The sequence below is a fragment of the Streptomyces sp. NPDC050164 genome, assembly GCF_044459945.1.
In the GTDB taxonomy this organism is placed as follows: Bacteria; Actinomycetota; Actinomycetes; order Streptomycetales; family Streptomycetaceae; genus Streptomyces; species Streptomyces coeruleorubidus_A.
The window spans coordinates 41,375-61,590 of the sequence record NZ_JBITJK010000021.1; the positions used below are offsets into that span (position 1 = coordinate 41,375).

Here is a 20,216-nt window from a genome sequence, read left to right on the forward strand (position 1 = left end):
GAGGTGGTCGGGTTCCTCGACCGGCTGCGGGCGCTCGGCGTCGACGAGCGGATCGTCCAGGCCGAGCGCGACGGCTGGATCCCGCTGGCCGCGCGCTCGCCCGAGCGAGTGGCGCAGTGGGTCGCGCGCAAGCAGGAGCGGATCGCCGATCCGGAGTTCGCCGAGTTCTATGTCGCTTTGAGTGCGGCTCTCGAGTGCGGCGACGACCCGCAGCTCGTCGAGCCGGCCGACCGGGTGGCCGCCTACGTCACGAAACTGGCCGACGAGCGGGGCGAGGAGTACGTCGGCGACCCGGCCGGCATCGAGCCGGTGCTCGCCGAGTTGATGGACAGGCTCGTCTTCGACACCGTGCCCTCCGCCCGTCGGCTCATCGAGCTGCTGAAACAGCGGGGGTGGGCCGGCTGGACCACCCTCCGGCGCGTGGACCCGGCTCCTGCGGCACCCGCTCCTACAGCACCCCGCCCGCCTCGTCCTGGAACGCGTCCGTCCAGTAGTGGCGGCCCGATCTGCCCGCCGTGACGCCCGTCGGGTCGACCGCCGACAGGACCTGGAGCATCGTCATGGCCAACTGGTCGTAGGTGTCGGTCGTCAGCTCGTGGTCCGACTGGGCGTCGATCGCGCGCTCGCGGTGCAGCAGCCAGAGGGTGAAGGCCAGGGTCGACACGTCCGTGTTCAGCGGGTACAGCGTCGCCTCGGGCTCGCTCCAGTTCAGGACCGCGCCCGTCGCGCCGTCGACGACCAGGCTGTTGTCCTCGACGAGGTGGCCGAGGCGTATCAGGCGGTGGGCGCCGGAGGGGAGCTCCGTCAGGGCGTCCGTGTCGGCGTGGTACTCCGCCAGCGTCGCCAGGGGGACGTCCGTGTCCAGGGAGAAGACGTGGGCGTCCTCCGGCAGGCCCACCTCGCGCAGGAAGCGGCGGGTCGGCTCGTGCGTGAGGGTCGCGGGGAAGTCGACGTCCTCGAAGCGGGCCACCTTGCCGGGGCCGAACTCCTGGTCCAGGAGGCGGTGCGGGAGGTCCAGGGACAGGCCGGATGCGCCGCCCCGGCCCGCGACCAGGGACAGAGGGCGGATCAGGGCCGCCATCTTCCAGAACGGGGCCGGCTCGCCGTCCGCCTCGTCCCGGAACACCGCCAGCAGGTGCCGGGAGGCCTCCGCCACCGCCTTCGGGCCGAAGCGGCCCGCGTAGGAGGCGAACTGGCCGCGCAGGCCCGCCAGTTCGTCCGTCGCCTCGGCGAAGCGCACCAGCGTCCGCAGCGAGGGCGCCAGGGGGCGGCGGTCCATCAGGTCGGGGCGGTCGTGCAGGAAGTACGTCGTCGAGATCTCGCCCGTCGCGCCGTCCAGCAGGACCGACTCCGTCTCCAGGCCTGCGGGGCCGAGCAGTCCGCCTATCACGAGCTGCTCGCGCAGCTCCGCCGACAGCCGGTCCTCCGGACCGCCCGTCGAGTCCGCCACCCTGCGCAGACCCTCCCGGCCCAGCTCGGCGAAGCTCAGCACGCCGCTGTCGCCCGGCAGCCCGGGACCGGTCAGCCAGTGCCGCGTCGACGCGTGCGTCACCCACGGATCCAGCTCGGACTCGGTCAGGGTGATCACCGCGGAACCGGCGTCGGTCGTACTCATGGGCTCCCCCGCATGTGCTTGCTCACCGTCCCCTGGCGGAGCACGGCAGACCGCCCGGCCAGGCCCGGCAGCCGTCCCCCACTGCCCAGAACAGTACGCCCCACCACTGACAACGCCCCGGAGCAGCGACGCACCCGGCGACCACGCGTCCACCTCACCAGACGCTCAGAGAACCCTCGCGCGTTCCCTTCCCGCCAGAATCGCCTCCACGGTCTGTCCCACCGTCAGCTCCGAGGTGTCCAGCCACAGTCCGATGCGCGGCGTCCGCGTGCGCAGCGCCTCGTCCAGCATGCCGACGGTCCAGGCGGCGCCGTATCCCGTCTTCGACCGCTCCGCCTCTCGCGCGGCCACCGCCTCGGGCCGCGGCGCGAGGACGACCACGTACAGCGGCCGGGTGCGCACCAGGCCGGCGTACGTCCTCAAGTCCTCGCCCAGCACCACGTCCTGCACGACCGCCGTGAACCCGGCCTCGGCGTACGCGTCCGCCGTCGCCGCCGACAGGCGGTAGAGCCGGAGTTGGGCCTCGGCCTCATCCCCGGCGCCGGGGAGGTACTCCTCGCGGCCGGACACGATCATGCGCCGGAACAGGTCCCCGCGGACGTGCGCGGCCCGCGGCAGGGTCTCCGCCAGCGCCTGTGCGACCGTCGACTTGCCGGCCGCCATCACCCCGGTGACCAGGACGACCCCGGCCGGCTCGGGCATCAGGACCGTTCCGTGACCACCGCGGCCTGCGGGCGGATCGGCAGCCGGTTCACGGGGCGGCCCGTGGCGGCCCGTACGGCGGACGCGATGGCCGCCGGGGACGTCACCACCGGCACCGCGCTGACCGCCTTCGCCCCGAAGGGGGCGACGACGTCCCGCTCCTCCACCAGCCGGACGATGCGGATGTCGGGCGCGTCGAGGGCCGTCGGGAGGGCGTAGCCGGTCAGGTCCGGGTGGCGGATCAGGCCGCGCGGGGTGCGCAGGTTCTCGGTCAGCGCGATGCCCACGCCCTGGGTCACGCCCGCCTCGATCCGGGCGGCCAGCTGGGTGGGGTTCAGGACCCGCCCCACGTCCTGGGCGACGGCCAGTTCCACGACCCGTACGGAACCGAGCTCGATGTCGACGTCCACCACCGCGCGGATCGCGCAGAAGGCCATGCCGACGAACGCGTCACCCTGGCCGGCCTCGTTCAGCGGCTCGGTCGGGTGCGGGCGGCACTGGGCGGTGGCCCACAGTTCCTTGCCGTCCAGCGCCTCGGTGACGGTCGTCGAGAGGACTCCGTCGTACGACGTGATCTTGCCGTCGGTGATCTGGAGCAGCTCCGTGGACATGCCGAACTTGTGGGCGAGCGGCTGGAGGAGCTGCGTGCGGACCATCTTGGCCGCGCGCTCCACCGCGCCGCCCGACACCCAGGTGTGCCGACCCCGGCAGCCCGCGCCCGCCGGGGGCTGGTCGGTGTCGACCGGCGCCACGTGCACCTCGTCTATGCCGAGCGTCTCCTGCACGATCTGCCGGGCCAGGGTCGTGAAGCCCTGGCCGGTCTCGACCGCCGCGCACAGCACCGTCGCCACACCGTCGTGGACCTTCACGGTCGCCGTGGAGACCTCGTCCGCGCCCTCGGCGCCGAGCATGTGCACCATGCCCACGCCGTAGCCCACGCCCCGGCGCACCGCGCCCGGTTCGCCCGCGCCCTCTGGGCCGCCGGGCAGCAGCCACTCCTCCTCGGGCGTGTCCTTGGGCAGCGGCGGCAGCGGGAAGTCCCGCACGGCCTGGAGCAGTTCGGCGACCGGGGCCGGGCAGGTCACCGTCTGGCCGGTCGGGAGCACATCACCCGTCGCCATGGCGTTGCGCAGCCGCACCTCGGCCGGGTCGATGCCGAGCTTCTTGGCGATCTTGTCCATCTGCGCCTCGTAGGCGGCACAGACCTGCATGGCGCCTTCGCCTCGCACGTGGCCGGACGGGGGGTTGTTGGTGCGTACGGCCCAGCCCTCGATGAAGGCGTTCGGGACGACGTACGGGCCGCAGGCGAACGCGACGGCGGCGGCCAGGGCGTCGGCGGAGGTGTCGGCGTAGGCACCCGCGTCGAGCAGGATCTGCGCCTCCACCTTCACGAGTCTGCCCTCGCCGTCGGCGTGGTGGCGGTAGCGCAGGAGGGTGGGGTGCCGGTGGACGTGCCCGAGGAAGGACTCCTCGCGTGTGGCCGCGAGTTTCACCGGGCAGCCGGTCCGCAGCGCCAGCAGGCCGAGCGGGAGCTGGAAGCCCTGGTCCTCGCGGTCGGCCGTGGCCCCGGGGACACCGGTGACGACGACCTTGACCCGCTCGGGTTCCAGGCCGAAGGCGGCGGCGGCCGTGTCGCGGTCGGTGTGCGGATCGGTGGAGGCGAGGTACAGCTCCACCCCGCCGTCCGGGCGCGGTACGGCCAGGCCCGCCTCGGCGCCGATGGGCGCGGGGTCCTGGCGGCCGATGCGGTACAGGCCCTCGACGACGATCTCGCCGGCCGCCTCCGGGTCGCCGTGGCGCAGCGGGATGTGCCGGATCAGGTTGCCGTCGGGGTGCAACGGCTCCGCCTCGAAGGCCTGCTCCGGGTCGGTCACCGGGTCGAGCACCTCGTACTCGACGATGACGGCGGCGGCGGCCATCCGCGCGGTGTCCGGGTGGTCGGCCGCCACGGCGGCGATGGGCTCGCCGTGATGGCGTACGACCTCGGAGGCGAAAACCGGGCGGTCGGCCTTCCCTCGGCCGTGCAACGGGCTGCCGGGGACGTCCTCGTGGGTGACGACGGCGCGCACGCCGGGCATCTCGCGTGCGTGGGAGGTGTCGATGGAGACGATGCGCGCGTGCGGGTGCGGTGAGCGCAGCACGGCCGCCCACAGCAGGCCCTCGGCCCACAGGTCGGCGGCGTACGGGAAGGTGCCCTCCGTCTTGGCGCGGGCGTCGGCGGCCGGGAGGGAGGCGCCCAGGCCGTGCGGCAGCGGCTCCGGGGCGGGGGCGGCCTCCGCGGCCTGTGCGGCCTGCGCGGTGGCTGCTTCGTTGCTCACGCGGGGCCTCCGTCCTGGCCGTAGGGCTGGTCATGGGGGTCTGGAGTGTGCGGTTGCGGGGGCGAGCCGAAGGCCGACGCGTTGACGCCGCCGGCGCCCGGGCCCGCCTGGCGCGGGATACGGGCCTCGTCGGTGTCGCCGTCGGCGGGCGCGGAGTGTGCCTCGCGTTCGGCGACGACCTCCTGTACGGCGTCCACCAGGCCCCGGTAGCCGGAGCAGCGGCACAGGTTGCCGCACAGCGCCTGGCGGGTCTCCAGCTCGGTGGGCGCCGGGTTGCCCTCCAGGAGGTCGTGCACAGTCATCGCCATGCCGGGCACGCAGAAGCCGCACTGCACGGCGCCGCAGCGCGCGAGCGCCCGCTGCACGTCCGACGGCTGCCCGTCCTCGGCCAGGCCCTCGACGGTACGGACCTCGCTTCCGGCGGCGGTCACGGCCGGGACCAGGCAGGACGCGACGAGCCGCCCGTCGACCTGGACGTTGCACGCGCCGCACTCGCCCTGCGAGCAGCCGTCCTTGGCCCCCGCGAGTCCGAGCCGCTCGCGCAGCACGTACAGCAGGGACTCGCCGATCCACGCGTCGCTGACGGGGCGGTCGGTGCCGTTGACGCGCAGGACGTAGGAGGCGAGGGGGTGTTCCTCCTGCGGGGCCGTGGAGGGCGTGTCCTGGGACGCCTCGCCCTGGGGGTCGGCCGAGTCTTGCGAGACGGCGGACGGGTCCTGCTGTGCCTGGTCGTTCGGGGTCTCGCCGTCGGCTTCCCCCGGTCCGGCGTCCTCCGGTCCGGCGTCCTCCGGTCCGGCGTTGTCCGGGACCGCCTCGGCCGGGAGGGGCCCGGCGGGCGGCTCGGCGGGGGCGTCGGCGGCCTCTGGGGCGTCCTCGGCGACCTCACCGGGGCCGGGAGCGCCCTGTGAGGCTTCCTGGGCGGTCTGCGGGGGCGCGGCGGCTTCCGCGTGTGCCTCGTGCGCGGGCTCGGCGGGGCCCTCCCCCGGTGCCTCGGGGTACGGCTGGAGGGAGGCGGGCCGTTCGGGGGTGTGCGCGGCGGACCCGGGGTGCCCGGGGTGCTCGGGAGCGTCATCGGCGCCGACGGGGTGCTCGGGCGGCTCACCGACGTGACCCGAGGGGTCCGGCGCGTGTCCGGGTGCTCCGGAGGGCTCCGGGCCGTGGTGGTCCGTGAAGGCGGACGACTCCGGGCGGTGATCGGTGAAAGCCGACTGCTCCGGGCCGTGGCCGGGTACGCCGTGCGGCTCCGGGCCGTGGTGGTCCGTGAAGGCGTGCGGCTCCGGGCCATGGCCGGTGAAGGCAGACGGCTCCGGGCCGTGGTGGTCCGTGAAGACGGACGTCTCCGAGCCGCGGTCCGTGAAGGCGGGCGACTCCGGGCCCTGGTCCGTGAAGCCGTGCGGATCCGGCCCGTGGTCGGCGAAAGCCGGCTGCTCCTGCGCGTGGTCGGCGTCGGGCGGCCGAGGTGCGTGACCGGCTCCGGGCATCTCGGGCCCGTGGCCGCCGAATCCGGACGACTCAGGCCCATGACCGCCGAATTCAGGCGACTCAGATCCATGGCCACCGAACCCGGACGGCTCCGGCGCCTGCCCGGCACCCTCCGAGTGCTGCGGTACGTGCCCGGTGCCGTCGGTCGCTCCCGGGGCGTGGCCGGCCGCCGGGTCGGCCTCCTGCGGCAGAGGGCCGGCGTGCGGCTGCTGCGGGGCGTGGGTGCTCCGCGCGGCCGGATCCGGTGCGTACCCGGAGGCCGGTCCGGCGGCCCCCGGCTGCCCGTGTCCGTGCCCGCCGCCCTGCTCGTGCCCGTGCGGGTGACCCGGCCCGGCCTGCTCCTGCCCCGTCGTGTCCTGCTGTCCCCACGGCCGGCCCGCCGCCTGCGTGGCCCACGGCGCGGGCGCACCGCCCGGCAGCGTGGGCGGTGGGGTGCCGCCCCACTGTTCGACCAGCGAGGACGTGGTGAACTCGCCCGACTCGTCCGGCAGGTCGCCCCCGGCGACGGGGATGGACCACTGCCCGGTCACGTCATGGCCGGGCGCGGACTCCGCCGCCGTGGTCTCCTCGAAGTTCCACTGCCCGGTGGCTCCCGGGTTGTACGTGAAGCGGTCGTCCTCGCGGTGCCGCTCCTGCCCCGCGTCGGAGCCGTACGGCGTGCCGGATCCGTACGGCTCCTGAGAGCCGTACGACCGCTCCCCCGTGTCGTGCCCCGGCTGCTGGTGACCGCCGTGCTCGTGGCCCTGCTGGTGTGCCGCGTGCGGGTCGTGCCACTGGGCGCCGTCGACGGGCGCGCCGGGCACCGGCCACGCGCCGTGGGCGGCCGGGTCTGTTCCGGCGGTCGTGGCGGGGTCGACCGTTATCTGCGGCGGTACGTAGCCGTGGCCGGGCGCGGCGAGGGGACTGTCGGCGGCCAGCAGGGCGTCGACGCCCCCCTCGGGGAGTTGGACGAAGGCGGTGGCGCCGTCGTCGTACTCGCCCTGGGGCAGCGGGTCCCAGCGGCTCCCGCCCCGGGGCGTGCCCTCTCCGTGCTGGTCGTCGGTCACGACAGCGCCCTCCCCAGTGCTCGTCGGGCCAGCGCGGCGACGGTGCGCCGCAGGTGCAATACGGCGGGCGGAAGCTGCGGTACGGAGCCGTCCTCGGCCGGGGCCGCGTCGGGAATGCAGGCCGCGGCGACGTACTCCCCGAAGGCGCTCAGGGCCTCCGGCACGAGCGCGCGGTTGTTGTCCCAGTCGATGAGCCGGCCGACCCACTGCTCGGCCTCCAGGGGCCGCAGCGGCATCGGCGCTATGGCACCCACCGCGCAGCGCACACCCCGGCGTGCGGGGTCCAGAACCAGGGCCACGGATGCCACCGCGCGCCCCGGGCCGGTACGGCCGGTCGCCTTCAGGAAGACCTGCGGGGCGTGCAGCAGGGGCACGCGCACGTAGCCGATGAGTTCACCGGCGCGCAGCATGTCCATCCCGGCCAGCAGGTGCGACACCGGGATCTCCCGGCGGGCTCCACCCGGGCCCGCGATGATCAGTGTCGCCTCCAGGGCGGCCAGCACCGGCAGCGCGTCCCCGGTGGGGGCGGCCGAGGCGATGTTGCCGCCCAGGGTGCCCGCGTTGCGGATGTGCGGCGGGCCGGCGGCGCGCGCGGCGGCGGCGAGCGCCGGGATCAGGGCCGCGAAGTCGGGGCGGCCCATGCGCGCGTGCGTGAGGCCCGCGCCGAGCAGCGCGTGACCGTCCAGGTACTGCCAGCCGCGGATCTCGCTGATCCGGCCGAGTCCCACCAGCGCGGCGGGCCTGAGCTGCCCGGAGTTGACGGCGGCCATGAGGTCGGTGCCGCCCGCGACGGGCACGGCGGCGGGTACGGCGGTGAGTGCCGCGACGGCCTCGTCCAGCGTCGTGGGCAGCGTGACGGCCTGCCCCGCCTGCGGTGCGTGCGTGGTCAAACCGGCTGCCCCTTCCCGCTGCCCCACCTGGTCCCACCTGTGCTGCCGTACGGTACGTGCTGACAGGGCGGACGTGGCAACTCTGGCACATCTTGGCGAGAGCCGAGGACACGGGTCCGCTAGGAGGCATTCGCCCACCTCAACGGGGAGATGGTCCGTTTTCGCACGGGTTCACCTGTGCGTACGGATTGGCACTTTCGGTGACCCTTGTGCGCATTTTCCGTGGCCTGTTCGAGCTGTTCGGTAGCGACTGCGGTGCTACCGGCTGGGCGGCGGGCCGTCGATCGGGCGGCCCAGCACCCCGGGGCGCCGCTGCCAGGGCAGCGGGCCGGCGGGTGGCCGGTAGGCGACGCCGAGGGCGTCGAGCCGCCGGCAGTGGGCGGTCATACGGCGCTCGAAGCCGGCGAAGTCCCGTTCCGCCGGGGCGGGCAGGGCGCTCCAGGCGACCTCGGCGAAGGCCGCGAGCCGGGGGAACGTCTGGTAGTCCACGCGCGCGTGGTCCTCCATCACCTCGGTCCACACGTTGGCCTGGGTGCCGAGCACGTGCCGGGCCTCCTCGGGCGTCAACTCCGGCGGCACGGGCTCGAACCGGTAGACGTCCTCCAGGGTGCGCACCCACCCGATCGGTACCGGCTCGTCGGGGCCCGGGGCCTGACGGTGGTCCAGGTACACCTGCTGCTCGGGGCACATGACGACGTCGTGGCCGGCCCGGGCGGCGGCGATGCCTCCGGCGTAGCCGCGCCAGGAGGACACGGCCGCGCCCTGCGCCAGCCCGCCCTCCAGAATCTCGTCCCAGCCGATCAGCCGGCGCCCGCGCGCGGAGAGCCACGCGTCGAAGTGCCCGATGAACCAGGACTGCAGCTCGTCCTCGTCCGCGAGGCCGAGTTCCCTGATGCGCGCCTGGGCGGTCGCGGACCGCCGCCACTGGTCCTTGGGGCATTCGTCGCCTCCGACGTGGACGAACTCCGACGGGAACAGCTCCAGTACTTCCTCGAAGACGCCCTCGTAGAAGCGCAGGGTGTTGTCAGTGGGGGCGAGTACGTTCGGGTTGATTCCCCAGGTGTCCCAGACGGAGAGGGCGGACGTGTCGATGACGTCGGTGTTGCCGAGTTCCGGGTACGCGGCGATGGCGGCCTGCGAGTGGCCGGGCACGTCGATTTCGGGGACGACGGTGATATGCCGCTCGGCGGCGTAGGAGACGATCTCCCGGATGTCGTCCTGGGTGTAGTAGCCGCCGTGCGGCTTCTCCTCCCACAGCGGCGAGGCCCGGTGGCCGATTTTGGTCCGTGCCCGCCAGGAGCCGATCTCGGTCAGCCGGGGATGCCGCTCGATCTGGATGCGCCAGCCCTGGTCGTCCGTCAGATGGAAGTGGAAGACGTTGAGTTTGTGCGCCGCCATCAGATCGAGATAGCGCAGGACGCCTTCCTTGGGCATGAAGTGCCGGGCGACGTCGAGCATGAGGCCGCGCCAGCGGAATCTCGGTGCGTCGTGGATGGTGACGGCGGGCACTTCCCACGCCTGCCTACGGGTCACCGGCGCGCGGCGAAATGCCTCGGGGCCGAGCAGCTGACGGAAGGTCTGGGCGCCCCGGAACAGGCCCGCCCGGCTCGCCCCGTCGAGGACGGCACGGTCGCCGTCGACGGTGAGGCGGTACGCCTCGGGCCCGCCGAGTTCGCCGGCGAGAGCCGGCAGGATTCGCAGTTGGACCCGGTTCATGCCGCCGGTGTGCGGGGGCAGCGGCAGTCCGGTCGCCGCGCCCACGGTCGCGCGCAGCCACCGCGCGACGGGCTCGCTGCCGGGGTCCGCCTCGATCCCGGTGTCCGCGTCGAGGCGGAAGCCGGGCCCGTCCCCGGTCTCGGTACTCAGGGGTGCCGGCACGACATCCGTCGGAAAAGTCGTCACGTCAGTCCTTCACCGCTCCGCCCAGTCCGGAGACCATGCGGCGCTGTACGAGTACGAAGAAGACCAGGACCGGAATGGTCATCACCGTGGAGGCGGCCATGACGCCGCCCCAGTCCGGGTCGTCGGGCTTGTAGAAGACCAGCAGCGCCATCGGCAGTGTCGACTGGGAAGTGTCACTGATGATGAACGACTTGGCGAAGAGGAAGTCGTTCCAGGCGGAGCTGAAGGAAAACACGCTGGTGGCCACGAGCCCCGGCAGGACGAGCGGGAAAAGGATCTGCCACAGGAATCGCGCCCGGCTCGCCCCGTCGATGTAGGCGGCCTCCTCCAGCGCCTCCGGAACGGCTTTCACGAACCCCCGCAGCATCCAGATCGCGAAGGGCAGCGAGAAGGCGATGTGGGGCAGGATCAGCGAGCCCAGGGTGTTCAGCTGACCGAAGTCCCGCGTGAGGAAGAAGAGGGGGATCGTCAGTGCCTCCACGGGCACCAACCGGGCCACCAGAAACATGATCAGCAAGGTGGTCCGGAGGCGGAAGCGGAATCGTGTCACGGCGGTCGCGGCGAGAAACGCGACGAGCGCGGAGGCGATCACCACACAGCCCGCGACGACGAGGCTGTTGAGGAAGTAACGGCCGAATTCCTGCTGCCCGAAGACGCGCCGGAAGGAGTCCATGGAAGGCGCGAGAGTCCACGGCCTGGGCTCGCTCGACTCGATCTCCCCGGCCGGTTTGAAGGCGCTGAGCACCATCCAGTAGAGGGGGAAGGCGACGACGACCGCGATCAGCAGGGCCGAGGCCTCGGCGGCATCACGACGCCGATCGCCGAGCCGAGGCTGTACTGCGACGACGCGAACGCCTGCTGGTAGGCGTAGACGTTCAGGACCAGGTTCTGTCCTGCGATGCCGCCGCCGCCCGTCATGACGTAGATCTGGGTGAAGACCTTGAAGTCCCAGATGACCGACTGGATGGTGACGACGACCAGGATCGGCCGGAGGATCGGGGCGAGGACGGATCGCCAGATGCGCCACTGCGAGGCGCCGTCGAGGCAGGCGGCCTCCAGCACCTCGCCCGGGACGGCGCGAATACCCGCGTACACGGTCACCATCACGAACGGGAAGGAGCACCACACCACTTCGAGCAGCACGAGGAAGAACGCGCTGAGACGACCGTACGTCCACGAGTGGTCACCGAGACCCAGCATCCGGTTCACCGGCCCGAAGTCCGGGTCGAACAGGAACAGCCACACCGTGGAGCCGGTCACCGCCGGGGTCGCCCAGGCGCCCGTAGCGGCCAGCATCAACGCCAGCCGCGGTACGGCCCGTACGCGTGTGAGCAGCACGGCGAGGGCGCAGCCGACCGCGAGCGTGGAGACGACACAGGCCGCCGCGAACAGCACGGTGGCGAGCAGCACTTGCCAGAACTGCGGATCCCCGAACAACTCGGCGTAGTTCGCGAGCCCCTCGAAGCTGGTCGGCTCCCCACCACTGACCTGCGCCTGCGTGTACTGGAAGAACGAGATCAGGCCGAGCTGGTAAATGGGGTACACGAGCAGCCCACCGAGCACGACGAGCGCGGGCGCGAGATACAGCCAGGGCGTCCACCCACCGGATGCGAGCGCAGACCTAGCGGCCACACCCCGTCGCGCCCCCGTCCCGCGGGCGCCCTTGGCGGAAGCCCGCCGCCCCGGCGAACCGCCGCCATACCCGGCGCGGACCTCGCCGGAACCGTCCCCGCCCGCCCCGGTCGGGGTCGCGATCGGGTCGGTGACGTCCCAGGAGCGGACGCGGGACTGCTACCGGTCAGGCCATGTGGGGTTCCCGCCGGGGCACTCCCGGCCCGGGCGACTCCCGCGGGGGCACTCCCGGCGGGATCGGTTCCCGCGGCAGCGGGCGCGGTCGGGACGGCTCCCACCGCACCACTGCCGGCCAAGCCGGCTTCCGCGGCAGCCGCTCCCGTCCGCTCAACCCCAGCCGAGTCGGCCCCGGCCAGGCCGACCCCCACGGGGTCACCCCCAGCCGGGTCGTTCCCAGCCGGGTCGGCGACCGCCGAGTCGGTGCCGGTCAGACCGGCCCCAGCCGAACCCCCCACGGCCCCCACCGGGTCAACCTCAGCCCGGTGGGCCACCTCCGGATCACTCCCGGACACGCCGACCCCAGCCGAACCCCCCACGGCCCCCACCAGGTCACCCGTCCCCGGCCCACTCCCGGTCACGTCCTCCCCGGCCGGATCGCTCCCCGCCAAGTCGGCCCCCGCCCGGTCGGCCCTCGCCGATTCCCCCCGGTCGTTTCACCGGCCTCACCTCGCGGAACCGAACGCGGTGTTCATCTTCTTCGCGGCGGCCTCGGACGCGGCGGCCACGCTCTTCTTGCCGGCGATGATCTCCTGGAACATCGTCGGCAGGACGAGCGAGGAGTCGATCTGGGACCAGGCGGGCGAGGCGGGGACGAACCTGGTGCCGGCGGAGAGGGTCTGGACGAAGGGCTTCACGAACGGCTCCTCCTGCGCGACCTGCTGGCGGACGTCCGTGAAGGTCGGCAGGAAGCCCATCGCGTCGAAGAGTTCGGTCTGGGTCTTCTTGGAGGCGATCTGCTCCATCAGCCGGACCGCGAGCGTGCGGTGGGACGTGCTCTTGAGGACGCCGATGTTGTTGCCGCCCGCGAAGGCCGGTGCGATCGAGCCGGATTTCACCCTCGGCAGCGGGACGACGGCGTACTTGCCCTTGACCTTCCCGGCCTCGACGGCGGTGTGGCTGAAGTCGCCGCCGATCGCCATCCCGGCCTTGCCCGCGGCGAAGGCGGAGATCGTGTCGTCGCTGTGCACAACACATCGGAGGCTAGAGACTGCATGAACACGCCCACAAGAGGTCTCAACCACTCTGTGACCGGCGGACGCATCCTGCGCAACACCCGGACAGCACAAAAGCCCCCAGGGCGCGCAAAACGCACCTTGGAGGCTTTATGCCGCGCGGGCCGGGCCTACTTGTCGCCCTTGCCCTTGCCCTTGTCGTCGTCGCCGGAGCCCATGGACTCGTAGATCTCCTTGCACATGGGACACACCGGGTACTTCTTCGGGTCGCGGCCCGGCACCCAGACCTTGCCGCACAGCGCCACGACGGGGGTGCCGTCGAGGGCGCTCGCCATGATCTTGTCCTTCTGGACGTAGTGGGCGAAGCGCTCGTGGTCACCGTCACCGTGAGAGGTCTGCGGCGTCGGCTCTACGAGGGTCCCCGTACCAGTCCCGCGCTCGGGCTCGAGAGTGCTCATAGGCCCAAGGGTACTGAAGGTCACGGACATCAGTTGAGCGAAGGGTCGTCCGGGTACGTCGCCACCATCGCCAGCTCGTTGCGCTGGCGGCGCAGCACCTCGCGCCAGAGCCTCTCCGGGGACGGCGAGGAGACGTCGCCGGGCTCCGACTCGACGACGTACCACGCGCCGTCCACCAGCTCGTCCTCCAGCTGGCCCGGGCCCCAGCCGGCGTACCCGGCGAAGATCCGCAACGAGCCGAGGGCGGAGGCCAGCAGTTCCGGCGGGGCCTCCAGGTCGACCAGGCCGATCGCGCCGTGCACCCGGCGCCAGCCCAGCGGTGCGGCCTCCCCCGACGCGCCGCCGGGGACGACGGCGACCCCGAGGGCCGAGTCCAGCGACACCGGGCCGCCCTGGAACACCACGCCGGGTTCGCCGGCGAGATCCCCCCAGCCCTCCAGGATGTCGCCCACGTCCACCGGGGTGGGGCGGTTGAGGACGACACCGAGAGAGCCCTCCTCGTCGTGGTCGAGGAGCAGCACGACCGCGCGGTCGAAGTTCGGGTCCGCCAGGGCGGGCGTGGCCACGAGCAGCCGCCCTGTGAGCGAGGACACCTCGGTCATGCCAGACATGATCCCGCATCTTCCCTCCCTGTGGGGAGGCAATGCGGGGGCTGGAGTGAACGCAGCTCAGGGCGCACTGATGCGTCCCACGCGCACGGACGTGACCGTGACCCCACGTGCCCGGCACGGAACGGTTCGTGTTGTGACAGAGCTATGACGTGGCTGGGTCTGACTCGGGCTTACGGAAGGGGGGTGGAGGGCGATTACCCTTTCCCTCCTGGCCCCTGCCCGACTCCACGGAACGCGAGATTCATGACCGTCAACGACGATGTCCTGCTTGTCCACGGCGGAACCCCGCTGGAGGGCGAGATCCGTGTCCGCGGTGCGAAGAACCTCGTACCGAAGGCCATGGTGGCAGCGCTGCTGGGCAGCGCTCCGAGCCGGCTCCGCAATGTTCCGGACATCCGTGACGTACGGGTCGTGCGGGGTCTGTTGCAGCTGCACGGTGTGACGGTCCGTCCGGGGGACGCACCCGGCGAACTGGTGATGGACCCGACGCGCGTGGAGAGCGCGAACGTCGCTGACATCGATGCCCATGCGGGTTCGAGCCGTATCCCGATCCTCTTCTGCGGCCCCCTTCTGCACCGCCTCGGCCACGCGTTCATCCCGGGCCTCGGCGGCTGCGACATCGGCGGCCGGCCCATCGACTTCCACTTCGACGTGCTGCGGCAGTTCGGCGCGCGGATCGAGAAGCGGGCGGACGGGCAGTACCTGGAGGCTCCGCAGCGGCTGCGGGGTACGAAGATCCGGCTGCCGTACCCGTCCGTGGGCGCGACCGAGCAGGTGCTGCTGACGGCGGTGCTGGCCGAGGGTGTCACCGAGCTCTCGAACGCGGCTGTCGAGCCGGAGATCGAGGACCTGATCTGCGTCCTTCAGAAGATGGGCGCCATCATCGCGATGGACACCGACCGGACCATCCGCGTCACCGGTGTCGACAAACTCGGCGGCTACACCCACCACGCCCTGTCCGACCGCCTGGAGGCCGCGTCCTGGGCGTCCGCCGCGCTGGCGACCGAGGGCAACATATACGTCCGTGGCGCCCAGCAGCGCTCGATGATGACGTTCCTCAACACCTACCGGAAGGTGGGCGGGGCCTTCGAGATCGACGACGAGGGCATCCGCTTCTGGCACCCCGGCGGCCAGCTGAAGTCCATCGCGCTGGAGACGGACGTCCACCCCGGTTTCCAGACCGACTGGCAGCAGCCGCTGGTGGTGGCCCTGACTCAGGCCACGGGCCTGTCCATCATCCACGAGACGGTCTACGAGTCCCGCCTCGGCTTCACCTCCGCCCTGAACCAGATGGGCGCCCACATCCAGCTCTACCGCGAGTGCCTGGGCGGCTCGAACTGCCGCTTCGGCCAGCGCAACTTCCTCCACTCGGCCGTCGTCTCCGGCCCCACCAAGCTCCAGGGCGCCGATCTGGTCATCCCCGACCTCCGCGGCGGCTTCTCGTACCTCATCGCGGCCCTGGCGGCCCAGGGCACGTCCCGCGTCCACGGCATCGGCCTCATCAACCGGGGCTACGAGAACTTCATGGAGAAGCTCATGGAGCTGGGGGCGAAGGTCGAGCTGCCGGGCAAGGCGCTCGGATAGCACGCGCAATGATGCCCAAAGGGGCGGCCACCCGGTTCGGGTGGCCGCCCCTTTGGTGTCACTGTGCCTCGTACGTCGTCCCGAGACGTACGAACAGCCAGGTCACTTACCCTTGGCCGCTTCCTTGAGCTTGGAGCCCGCGGAGACCTTCACGCTGTAGCCGGCCGGGATCTGGATGGGCTCGCCGGTCTGCGGGTTGCGGGCGGTGCGAGCGGCACGGTGGGTGCGCTCGAAGGTCAGGAAGCCGGGGATGGTGACCTTCTCGTCGCCCTTGGAGACGATGTCGCCGACCACGTCGGCGAACGCGGCCAGCACGGCGTCGGCGTCCTTGCGGGTCACCTCGGCGCGGTCGGCCAGCGCGGCCACCAGCTCACTGCGGTTCATGTTGTTACTCCCGTGTTCATCTTGCCGTTGAGGCGTCAGATCGAAGCCGATGCTGCCAGGGTCCTGTGTGAGTCCCCGGACCCGGGTCCGTCGTCAGACCCTCGCGCCCAGGGACGCATCCTGCCTCTACCTGCGGCGGGAAAGCCAATCCGGCACCCGCAGGAGTCGTGAGAACACCCTTGGGAGTCACACGAAAAGAGGGCCTGAGCCTGGCCGACACGATAGAGGGCGGCCCAAGGGGTGGGGTTCCCCGACGCGCCGTTGCCAGGCCAGTCGTGGCAATCCTCACAGCCGTCGGCAGGGCTGTCGCCCTACGGCTGCAAGGTCGTCGCCGTCGCGCCGACCGCCTTCGCGGCGTCCCGCACCGCCCCGGCGACCGCGCCCGCGACCTTGTCGTTGAAGACGCTCGGGATGATGTAGTTCGGGTTCAGCTCGTCCTCGGTCACCACGTCCGCCAGGGCGGTCGCGGCGGCCAGCATCATGTCGGTGTTGACCGTGCGGGACTGCGCGTCCAGCAGACCGCGGAAGACACCCGGGAAGACCAGCACGTTGTTGATCTGGTTCGGGAAGTCGGAGCGGCCGGTGGCCACAACGGCCGCGGTCTGGCGGGCGATTGCCGGGTCGACCTCGGGGTCCGGGTTCGCGAGCGCGAACACGATGGCACCGTCGGCCATGGCGGCCACGTCGTCGCCGTCGAGGACGTTCGGGGCCGAGACGCCGATGAAGACGTCGGCGCCGCGCACGGCCTCCCTGAGCGTGCCGGTCAGGCCCTCGGGGTTGGTGTTGTCCGCGATCCAGCGCAGCGCCGAGTCCGGGGCGGCGTCCACCAGGTCCTCGCGGCCCGCGTGCACGACGCCGTGGATGTCGGCGACGACGGCGTTCTTGACACCCGCGGCCAGCAGCAGCTTCAGAATGGCCGTACCGGCCGCGCCGGCGCCGGACATGACGACCCGGATGTTCTCGATCGCCTTGCCCGCGACGCGAAGTGCGTTCGTGAGGGCGGCGAGGACGACGATCGCGGTGCCGTGCTGGTCGTCGTGGAAGACGGGGATGTCGAGGGCCTCGCGCAGCCGGGCCTCGATCTCGAAGCAGCGGGGCGCGGAGATGTCCTCGAGGTTGATGCCGGCGAAGCCCGGGGCGATCGCCTTGACGATCTCGACGATCGCGTCGGTGTCCTGGGTGTCGAGGCAGATCGGCCAGGCGTCGATGCCGGCGAACCGCTTGAAGAGGGCCGCCTTGCCCTCCATGACGGGCAGCGCGGCCTTCGGGCCGATGTTGCCCAGGCCCAGCACGGCGGAGCCGTCCGTCACGACCGCAACGGAGTTGCGCTTGATGGTGAGGCGGCGGGCGTCCTCGGGGTTCTCGGCGATCGCCATGCAGACGCGGGCGACGCCCGGCGTGTAGACCATGGACAGGTCGTCACGGTTGCGGATGGGGTGCTTCGACGCCATCTCGATCTTGCCGCCGAGGTGCATGAGGAAGGTCCGGTCCGAGACCTTGCCCAGCGTGACGCCCTCGATGCCGCGGAGTTCCTCGACGATCTCGTCTGCGTGCGCGGTCGACGAGGCCGCGATGGTGACGTCGATACGGAGCTTCTCGTGACCGGATGCGGTGACGTCGAGGCCGGTCACCGAGCCTCCGGAGGACTCCACGGCGGTGGTGAGCTGCGAGACGGCGGTTCCGCTCGCGGGCACCTCCAGCCGGACCGTCATCGAGTAGGAGACGCTGGGCGCCGTTGCCATGGCCGACTTCCTCTGCTTTCACCTGACGCTGAGTTGTGCCGTCCGATCGTCGCACCTACCGCTGAGTAGCAGGTAGCCACCCTCGATTGCGAACTTTTTGTTCGCGGAACAGGCCAGCAAAAAGAGACCCACGTCACGTATGGACGTGGGTCTCTTCACAAGTAAGTGGCACCGACCCGCCATGCTCGCCTCGCGGCAAGTGGTCGCTCGTAGCGACGAAGGTTGGGCCCGGGGGCTTGGATCGGGCCGGTGCCACATCCAGGCTAACAAACAGATCCCGTAAGGCCATTCCCGTACCGGGAGTTCATCTCGCCGACAAGTGGGTAGCGAGGTGCGGTCCGCCGGAAGGCCGGGATCAGTCCCTGAGCAGGTCCGGCACTCCCCTCGCGTCGGGCTCGTCCCGTTCGGCCGAGACGACCGTGAGTTGCTGGGTGGCCCGGGTCAGTGCGACGTAGAGCACACGCAGACCGGCCGGGGACTCGTCGGCGATCTCCGCCGGGGAGACCACGACCGTCGCGTCGTACTCCAGGCCCTTCGCCTCCAGGCTGCCGAGCGCCACGACCCGGTCGCCGAGCCCGGCGAGCCAGCGCCGGGCCTCCTCGCGGCGCTGCATGGCGACGACCACGCCGACCGTGCCGTCTACGCGCTCCAGCAGCCGGGCGGCCTCGGCGCGGACGGTCTCGGCCAAGGTGTCGTCCACGACCGTGAAGCGGGGCTCGACGCCGGTGGAGCGGACCGCCTTCGGGGACTGGGAGCCGGGCATGGCCAGGGCCAGCACCTTGGCGGCGAGCTCGGCGATCTCGGCCGGGTTGCGGTAGTTCACGGTGAGCTCGAAGCGGCGGCGCGGGCGGGTGCCGAGGGCTTCGTCGCGGGCCTGGGCGGCCTCGTCCGGGTCGGACCAGGAGGACTGGGCCGGGTCGCCGACGACCGTCCAGGTGGCGTGCCGGCCGCGGCGGCCGACCATGCGCCACTGCATGGGCGTGAGGTCCTGGGCCTCGTCGACGATGACGTGCGCGTACTCGGTGCGCTCCTGCGCGAGGCGTTCGGCCCGTTCGCGCTGCGACTCCTCGCGCACCGGCATCAGCTCCTCCAGGCCGGTGAGCTGGTCGAGCGGGTCGAGTTCGCGCCTCTTCCGGGGGCGGGCCGGGGCGCCGAGGATGGCCTGGAGCTCGTCGAGCATCGCGATGTCGTGCACCGAGTGGCCGTCGCGCCTGAGGGAGCGGGCGACCTTGCGGATCTCGCCGGGGTTGAGGATCCGCCGGGCCCAGCGGCCGAGGCGCCGCTCGTCGGCCATGGCGACCAGGACGGCCGCCGGGGTCAGCTCGGGCCACCAGGCGTCGAGGAACTCGATGAAGGCGTCCTCGGAGGTGATGTCCTCGTCGAAGGAGGAGCGCAGCTCGGCGGCGAGCTCCGGGTCGGTGTGCCGGCCGGCCGCGCCGGACTGCTCCCACAGGGCGTCCAGGAGGAGCTTGCGGGCGCGGGGGCGCAGCAGGTTCACGGGGGCGGTGCCGCCGAGGGCGGCGCGGCGGATGCCCGCCAGCTGCTCGGCCTCCAGCTCCAGGCGGCGGCCGAAGGCGACCACGCGCAGCCGGGCCGGTGAATCGTTCAGCTCCAGGGCTCCGCGCGCGGCCTTGCGCAGCACCTTGAGCATGCGGGACGAGCCCTTGGCGCGGGCCACGGCCGGGGAGTCGTAGAGGGTGGCCTCGGCGCCGTCGACGAGGGAGCCGATGGCGCGGATGGCGACCTGCCCCTCCTCCCCGAGGGAGGGCAGCACGCCCTCGGTGTAGGCGACGAGCAGCGGGGTCGGCGAGACGATCAGGATGCCGCCCGCGTACCGGCGGCGGTCCTGGTAGAGGAGGTAGGCCGCGCGGTGCAGGGCGACGGCGGTCTTGCCGGTGCCGGGGCCGCCCTCGACGTACGTGACGGAGGCGGCGGGGGCGCGGATGACCAGGTCCTGCTCGGCCTGAATGGAGGCGACGATGTCCCGCATGGTGTGGCTGCGGGCCTGGCCGAGCGCGGCCATCAGGGCGCCGTCGCCGATGACGGGCAGCTCGTGGCCGTCGAGGCAGGCCGTGAGCTCGGGGCGCATCAGGTCGTCCTCGACGCCGAGCACCTTGCGTCCCTTGGAGCGGATGACCCGGCGGCGGACGACCCGGCCGGGGTCCACGGGCGTCGACCGGTAGAAGGGAGCGGCGGCCGGGGCCCGCCAGTCGATGACCAGCGGGGCGTAGTCCTGGTCGAGGACACCGATGCGGCCGATGTGCAGCGTCTCGGCGATGTCGGCGGTGTTGTCCTCCCGCACCGCGCCCTCGGCGGGCTCCACGGCGGTGTACGCGCCGTCGGGGCCCTTCTTGCCGTCCTTGCCGCGCAGCAGGTCGATGCGGCCGAAGAGGAAGTCCTCGAACTCGTTGTTCAGCCGGCTGAGGTGTATGCCGGCGCGGAAGACCTGCGCGTCCCGCTCGGCGAGCGCGCCGGGCGTGCCGACCTGGCCTCGCTGGGCGGCGTCGTTCATGAGGAACTCGGCCTCGTGGATCTTCTCCTCGAGGCGCCGGTACACCCGGTCCAGGTGTTCCTGTTCGACGCCGATCTCTCTGTCTCTCAGGGAGTCGAGCGCGGTTTCCTGTGGAGCCTGAGCGGCCACCGGGCCCCCTTCTGACGTGCTGGGCAGCCGTCCACCG

General features: G+C 72.2%; 15 protein-coding genes and 1 pseudogene. 2 read left to right on the forward strand and 14 right to left on the reverse strand.

Going from position 1 to position 20,216, the window contains the following annotated elements; genetic code table 11:
• The first annotated feature begins 3 nt into the window (after nucleotides 1–3).
• Entirely contained in the window at nucleotides 4–519 is a 516-nt protein-coding gene (locus ACIBNA_RS25710) for a hypothetical protein (RefSeq protein ID WP_399167476.1), read from the forward strand.
• Here ACIBNA_RS25710 and ACIBNA_RS25715 read toward each other — a convergent pair.
• From ACIBNA_RS25715 to ACIBNA_RS25765, 11 genes and pseudogenes are all read right to left on the reverse strand, one after another.
• The gene (locus ACIBNA_RS25715) at nucleotides 449–1,615 is read right to left on the reverse strand and encodes an SUKH-4 family immunity protein (protein WP_399167477.1); all 1,167 of its coding nucleotides are present in this window, start codon (nucleotides 1,613–1,615) and stop codon (nucleotides 449–451) included. The genes ACIBNA_RS25710 and ACIBNA_RS25715 overlap by 71 nt on opposite strands.
• 165 nt (nucleotides 1,616–1,780) lie before the next feature.
• Nucleotides 1,781–2,317: an AAA family ATPase gene (locus ACIBNA_RS25720; protein ID WP_399167478.1), complete on the reverse strand. Its 537-nt coding sequence runs from the start codon at nucleotides 2,315–2,317 to the stop codon at nucleotides 1,781–1,783.
• Entirely contained in the window at nucleotides 2,317–4,635 is a 2,319-nt protein-coding gene (locus ACIBNA_RS25725) for a xanthine dehydrogenase family protein molybdopterin-binding subunit (RefSeq protein WP_399167479.1), read from the reverse strand. The genes ACIBNA_RS25720 and ACIBNA_RS25725 overlap by 1 nt, the downstream gene beginning before the upstream one ends.
• A complete protein-coding gene (locus tag ACIBNA_RS25730; RefSeq protein ID WP_399167480.1) occupies nucleotides 4,632–7,163 on the reverse strand; it encodes a 2Fe-2S iron-sulfur cluster-binding protein in 2,532 nt (843 codons plus the stop codon). The genes ACIBNA_RS25725 and ACIBNA_RS25730 overlap by 4 nt, the downstream gene beginning before the upstream one ends.
• Nucleotides 7,160–8,053, reverse strand: a complete 894-nt coding sequence (locus ACIBNA_RS25735; RefSeq protein WP_399167481.1) for an FAD binding domain-containing protein — start codon at nucleotides 8,051–8,053, stop codon at nucleotides 7,160–7,162. Before ACIBNA_RS25735 ends, ACIBNA_RS25730 begins: the two co-directional genes overlap by 4 nt.
• 258 nt (nucleotides 8,054–8,311) lie before the next feature.
• Nucleotides 8,312–9,955, reverse strand: a complete 1,644-nt coding sequence (locus tag ACIBNA_RS25740) for a beta-N-acetylhexosaminidase (protein ID WP_399167482.1) — start codon at nucleotides 9,953–9,955, stop codon at nucleotides 8,312–8,314.
• Between the two features lies 1 nt (nucleotide 9,956).
• Nucleotides 9,957–10,742, reverse strand: a complete 786-nt coding sequence (locus ACIBNA_RS25745; protein ID WP_399167548.1) for a carbohydrate ABC transporter permease — start codon at nucleotides 10,740–10,742, stop codon at nucleotides 9,957–9,959.
• The gene (locus ACIBNA_RS25750; RefSeq protein WP_399167483.1) at nucleotides 10,736–11,587 is read right to left on the reverse strand and encodes a carbohydrate ABC transporter permease; all 852 of its coding nucleotides are present in this window, start codon (nucleotides 11,585–11,587) and stop codon (nucleotides 10,736–10,738) included. The genes ACIBNA_RS25745 and ACIBNA_RS25750 overlap by 7 nt, the downstream gene beginning before the upstream one ends.
• A 662-nt stretch (nucleotides 11,588–12,249) precedes the next feature.
• Nucleotides 12,250–12,765, reverse strand: a pseudogene (locus tag ACIBNA_RS25755) (extracellular solute-binding protein); the annotation flags it as partial.
• 164 nt (nucleotides 12,766–12,929) lie between these two features.
• Nucleotides 12,930–13,217 carry a DUF3039 domain-containing protein gene (locus tag ACIBNA_RS25760; protein WP_399167484.1) on the reverse strand — a complete coding sequence of 96 codons (288 nt, stop codon included), beginning with the start codon at nucleotides 13,215–13,217 and terminating at the stop codon, nucleotides 12,930–12,932.
• A gap of 29 nt (nucleotides 13,218–13,246) precedes the next feature.
• On the reverse strand, nucleotides 13,247–13,819 hold the full coding sequence (locus tag ACIBNA_RS25765; protein ID WP_399167485.1) for a YqgE/AlgH family protein: 573 nt from the start codon (nucleotides 13,817–13,819) through the stop codon (nucleotides 13,247–13,249).
• 252 nt (nucleotides 13,820–14,071) lie between these two features.
• On the opposite strand from ACIBNA_RS25765, the gene murA reads away from it, so the two are divergent.
• A complete protein-coding gene (gene murA, locus ACIBNA_RS25770) occupies nucleotides 14,072–15,412 on the forward strand; it encodes a UDP-N-acetylglucosamine 1-carboxyvinyltransferase (protein ID WP_399167486.1) in 1,341 nt (446 codons plus the stop codon).
• Between the two features lie 102 nt (nucleotides 15,413–15,514).
• Here murA and ACIBNA_RS25775 read toward each other — a convergent pair whose 3' ends face one another.
• From ACIBNA_RS25775 to ACIBNA_RS25785, 3 genes are all read right to left on the reverse strand, one after another.
• Nucleotides 15,515–15,796, reverse strand: a complete 282-nt coding sequence (locus ACIBNA_RS25775) for an HU family DNA-binding protein (RefSeq protein ID WP_003990598.1) — start codon at nucleotides 15,794–15,796, stop codon at nucleotides 15,515–15,517.
• Nucleotides 15,797–16,107: 311 nt separating this feature from the next.
• Nucleotides 16,108–17,538, reverse strand: a complete 1,431-nt coding sequence (locus ACIBNA_RS25780; protein WP_399167487.1) for an NAD-dependent malic enzyme — start codon at nucleotides 17,536–17,538, stop codon at nucleotides 16,108–16,110.
• A gap of 355 nt (nucleotides 17,539–17,893) precedes the next feature.
• Nucleotides 17,894–20,179, reverse strand: a complete 2,286-nt coding sequence (locus ACIBNA_RS25785; protein WP_399167488.1) for a HelD family protein — start codon at nucleotides 20,177–20,179, stop codon at nucleotides 17,894–17,896.
• Between the last annotated feature and the right edge of the window lie 37 nt (nucleotides 20,180–20,216).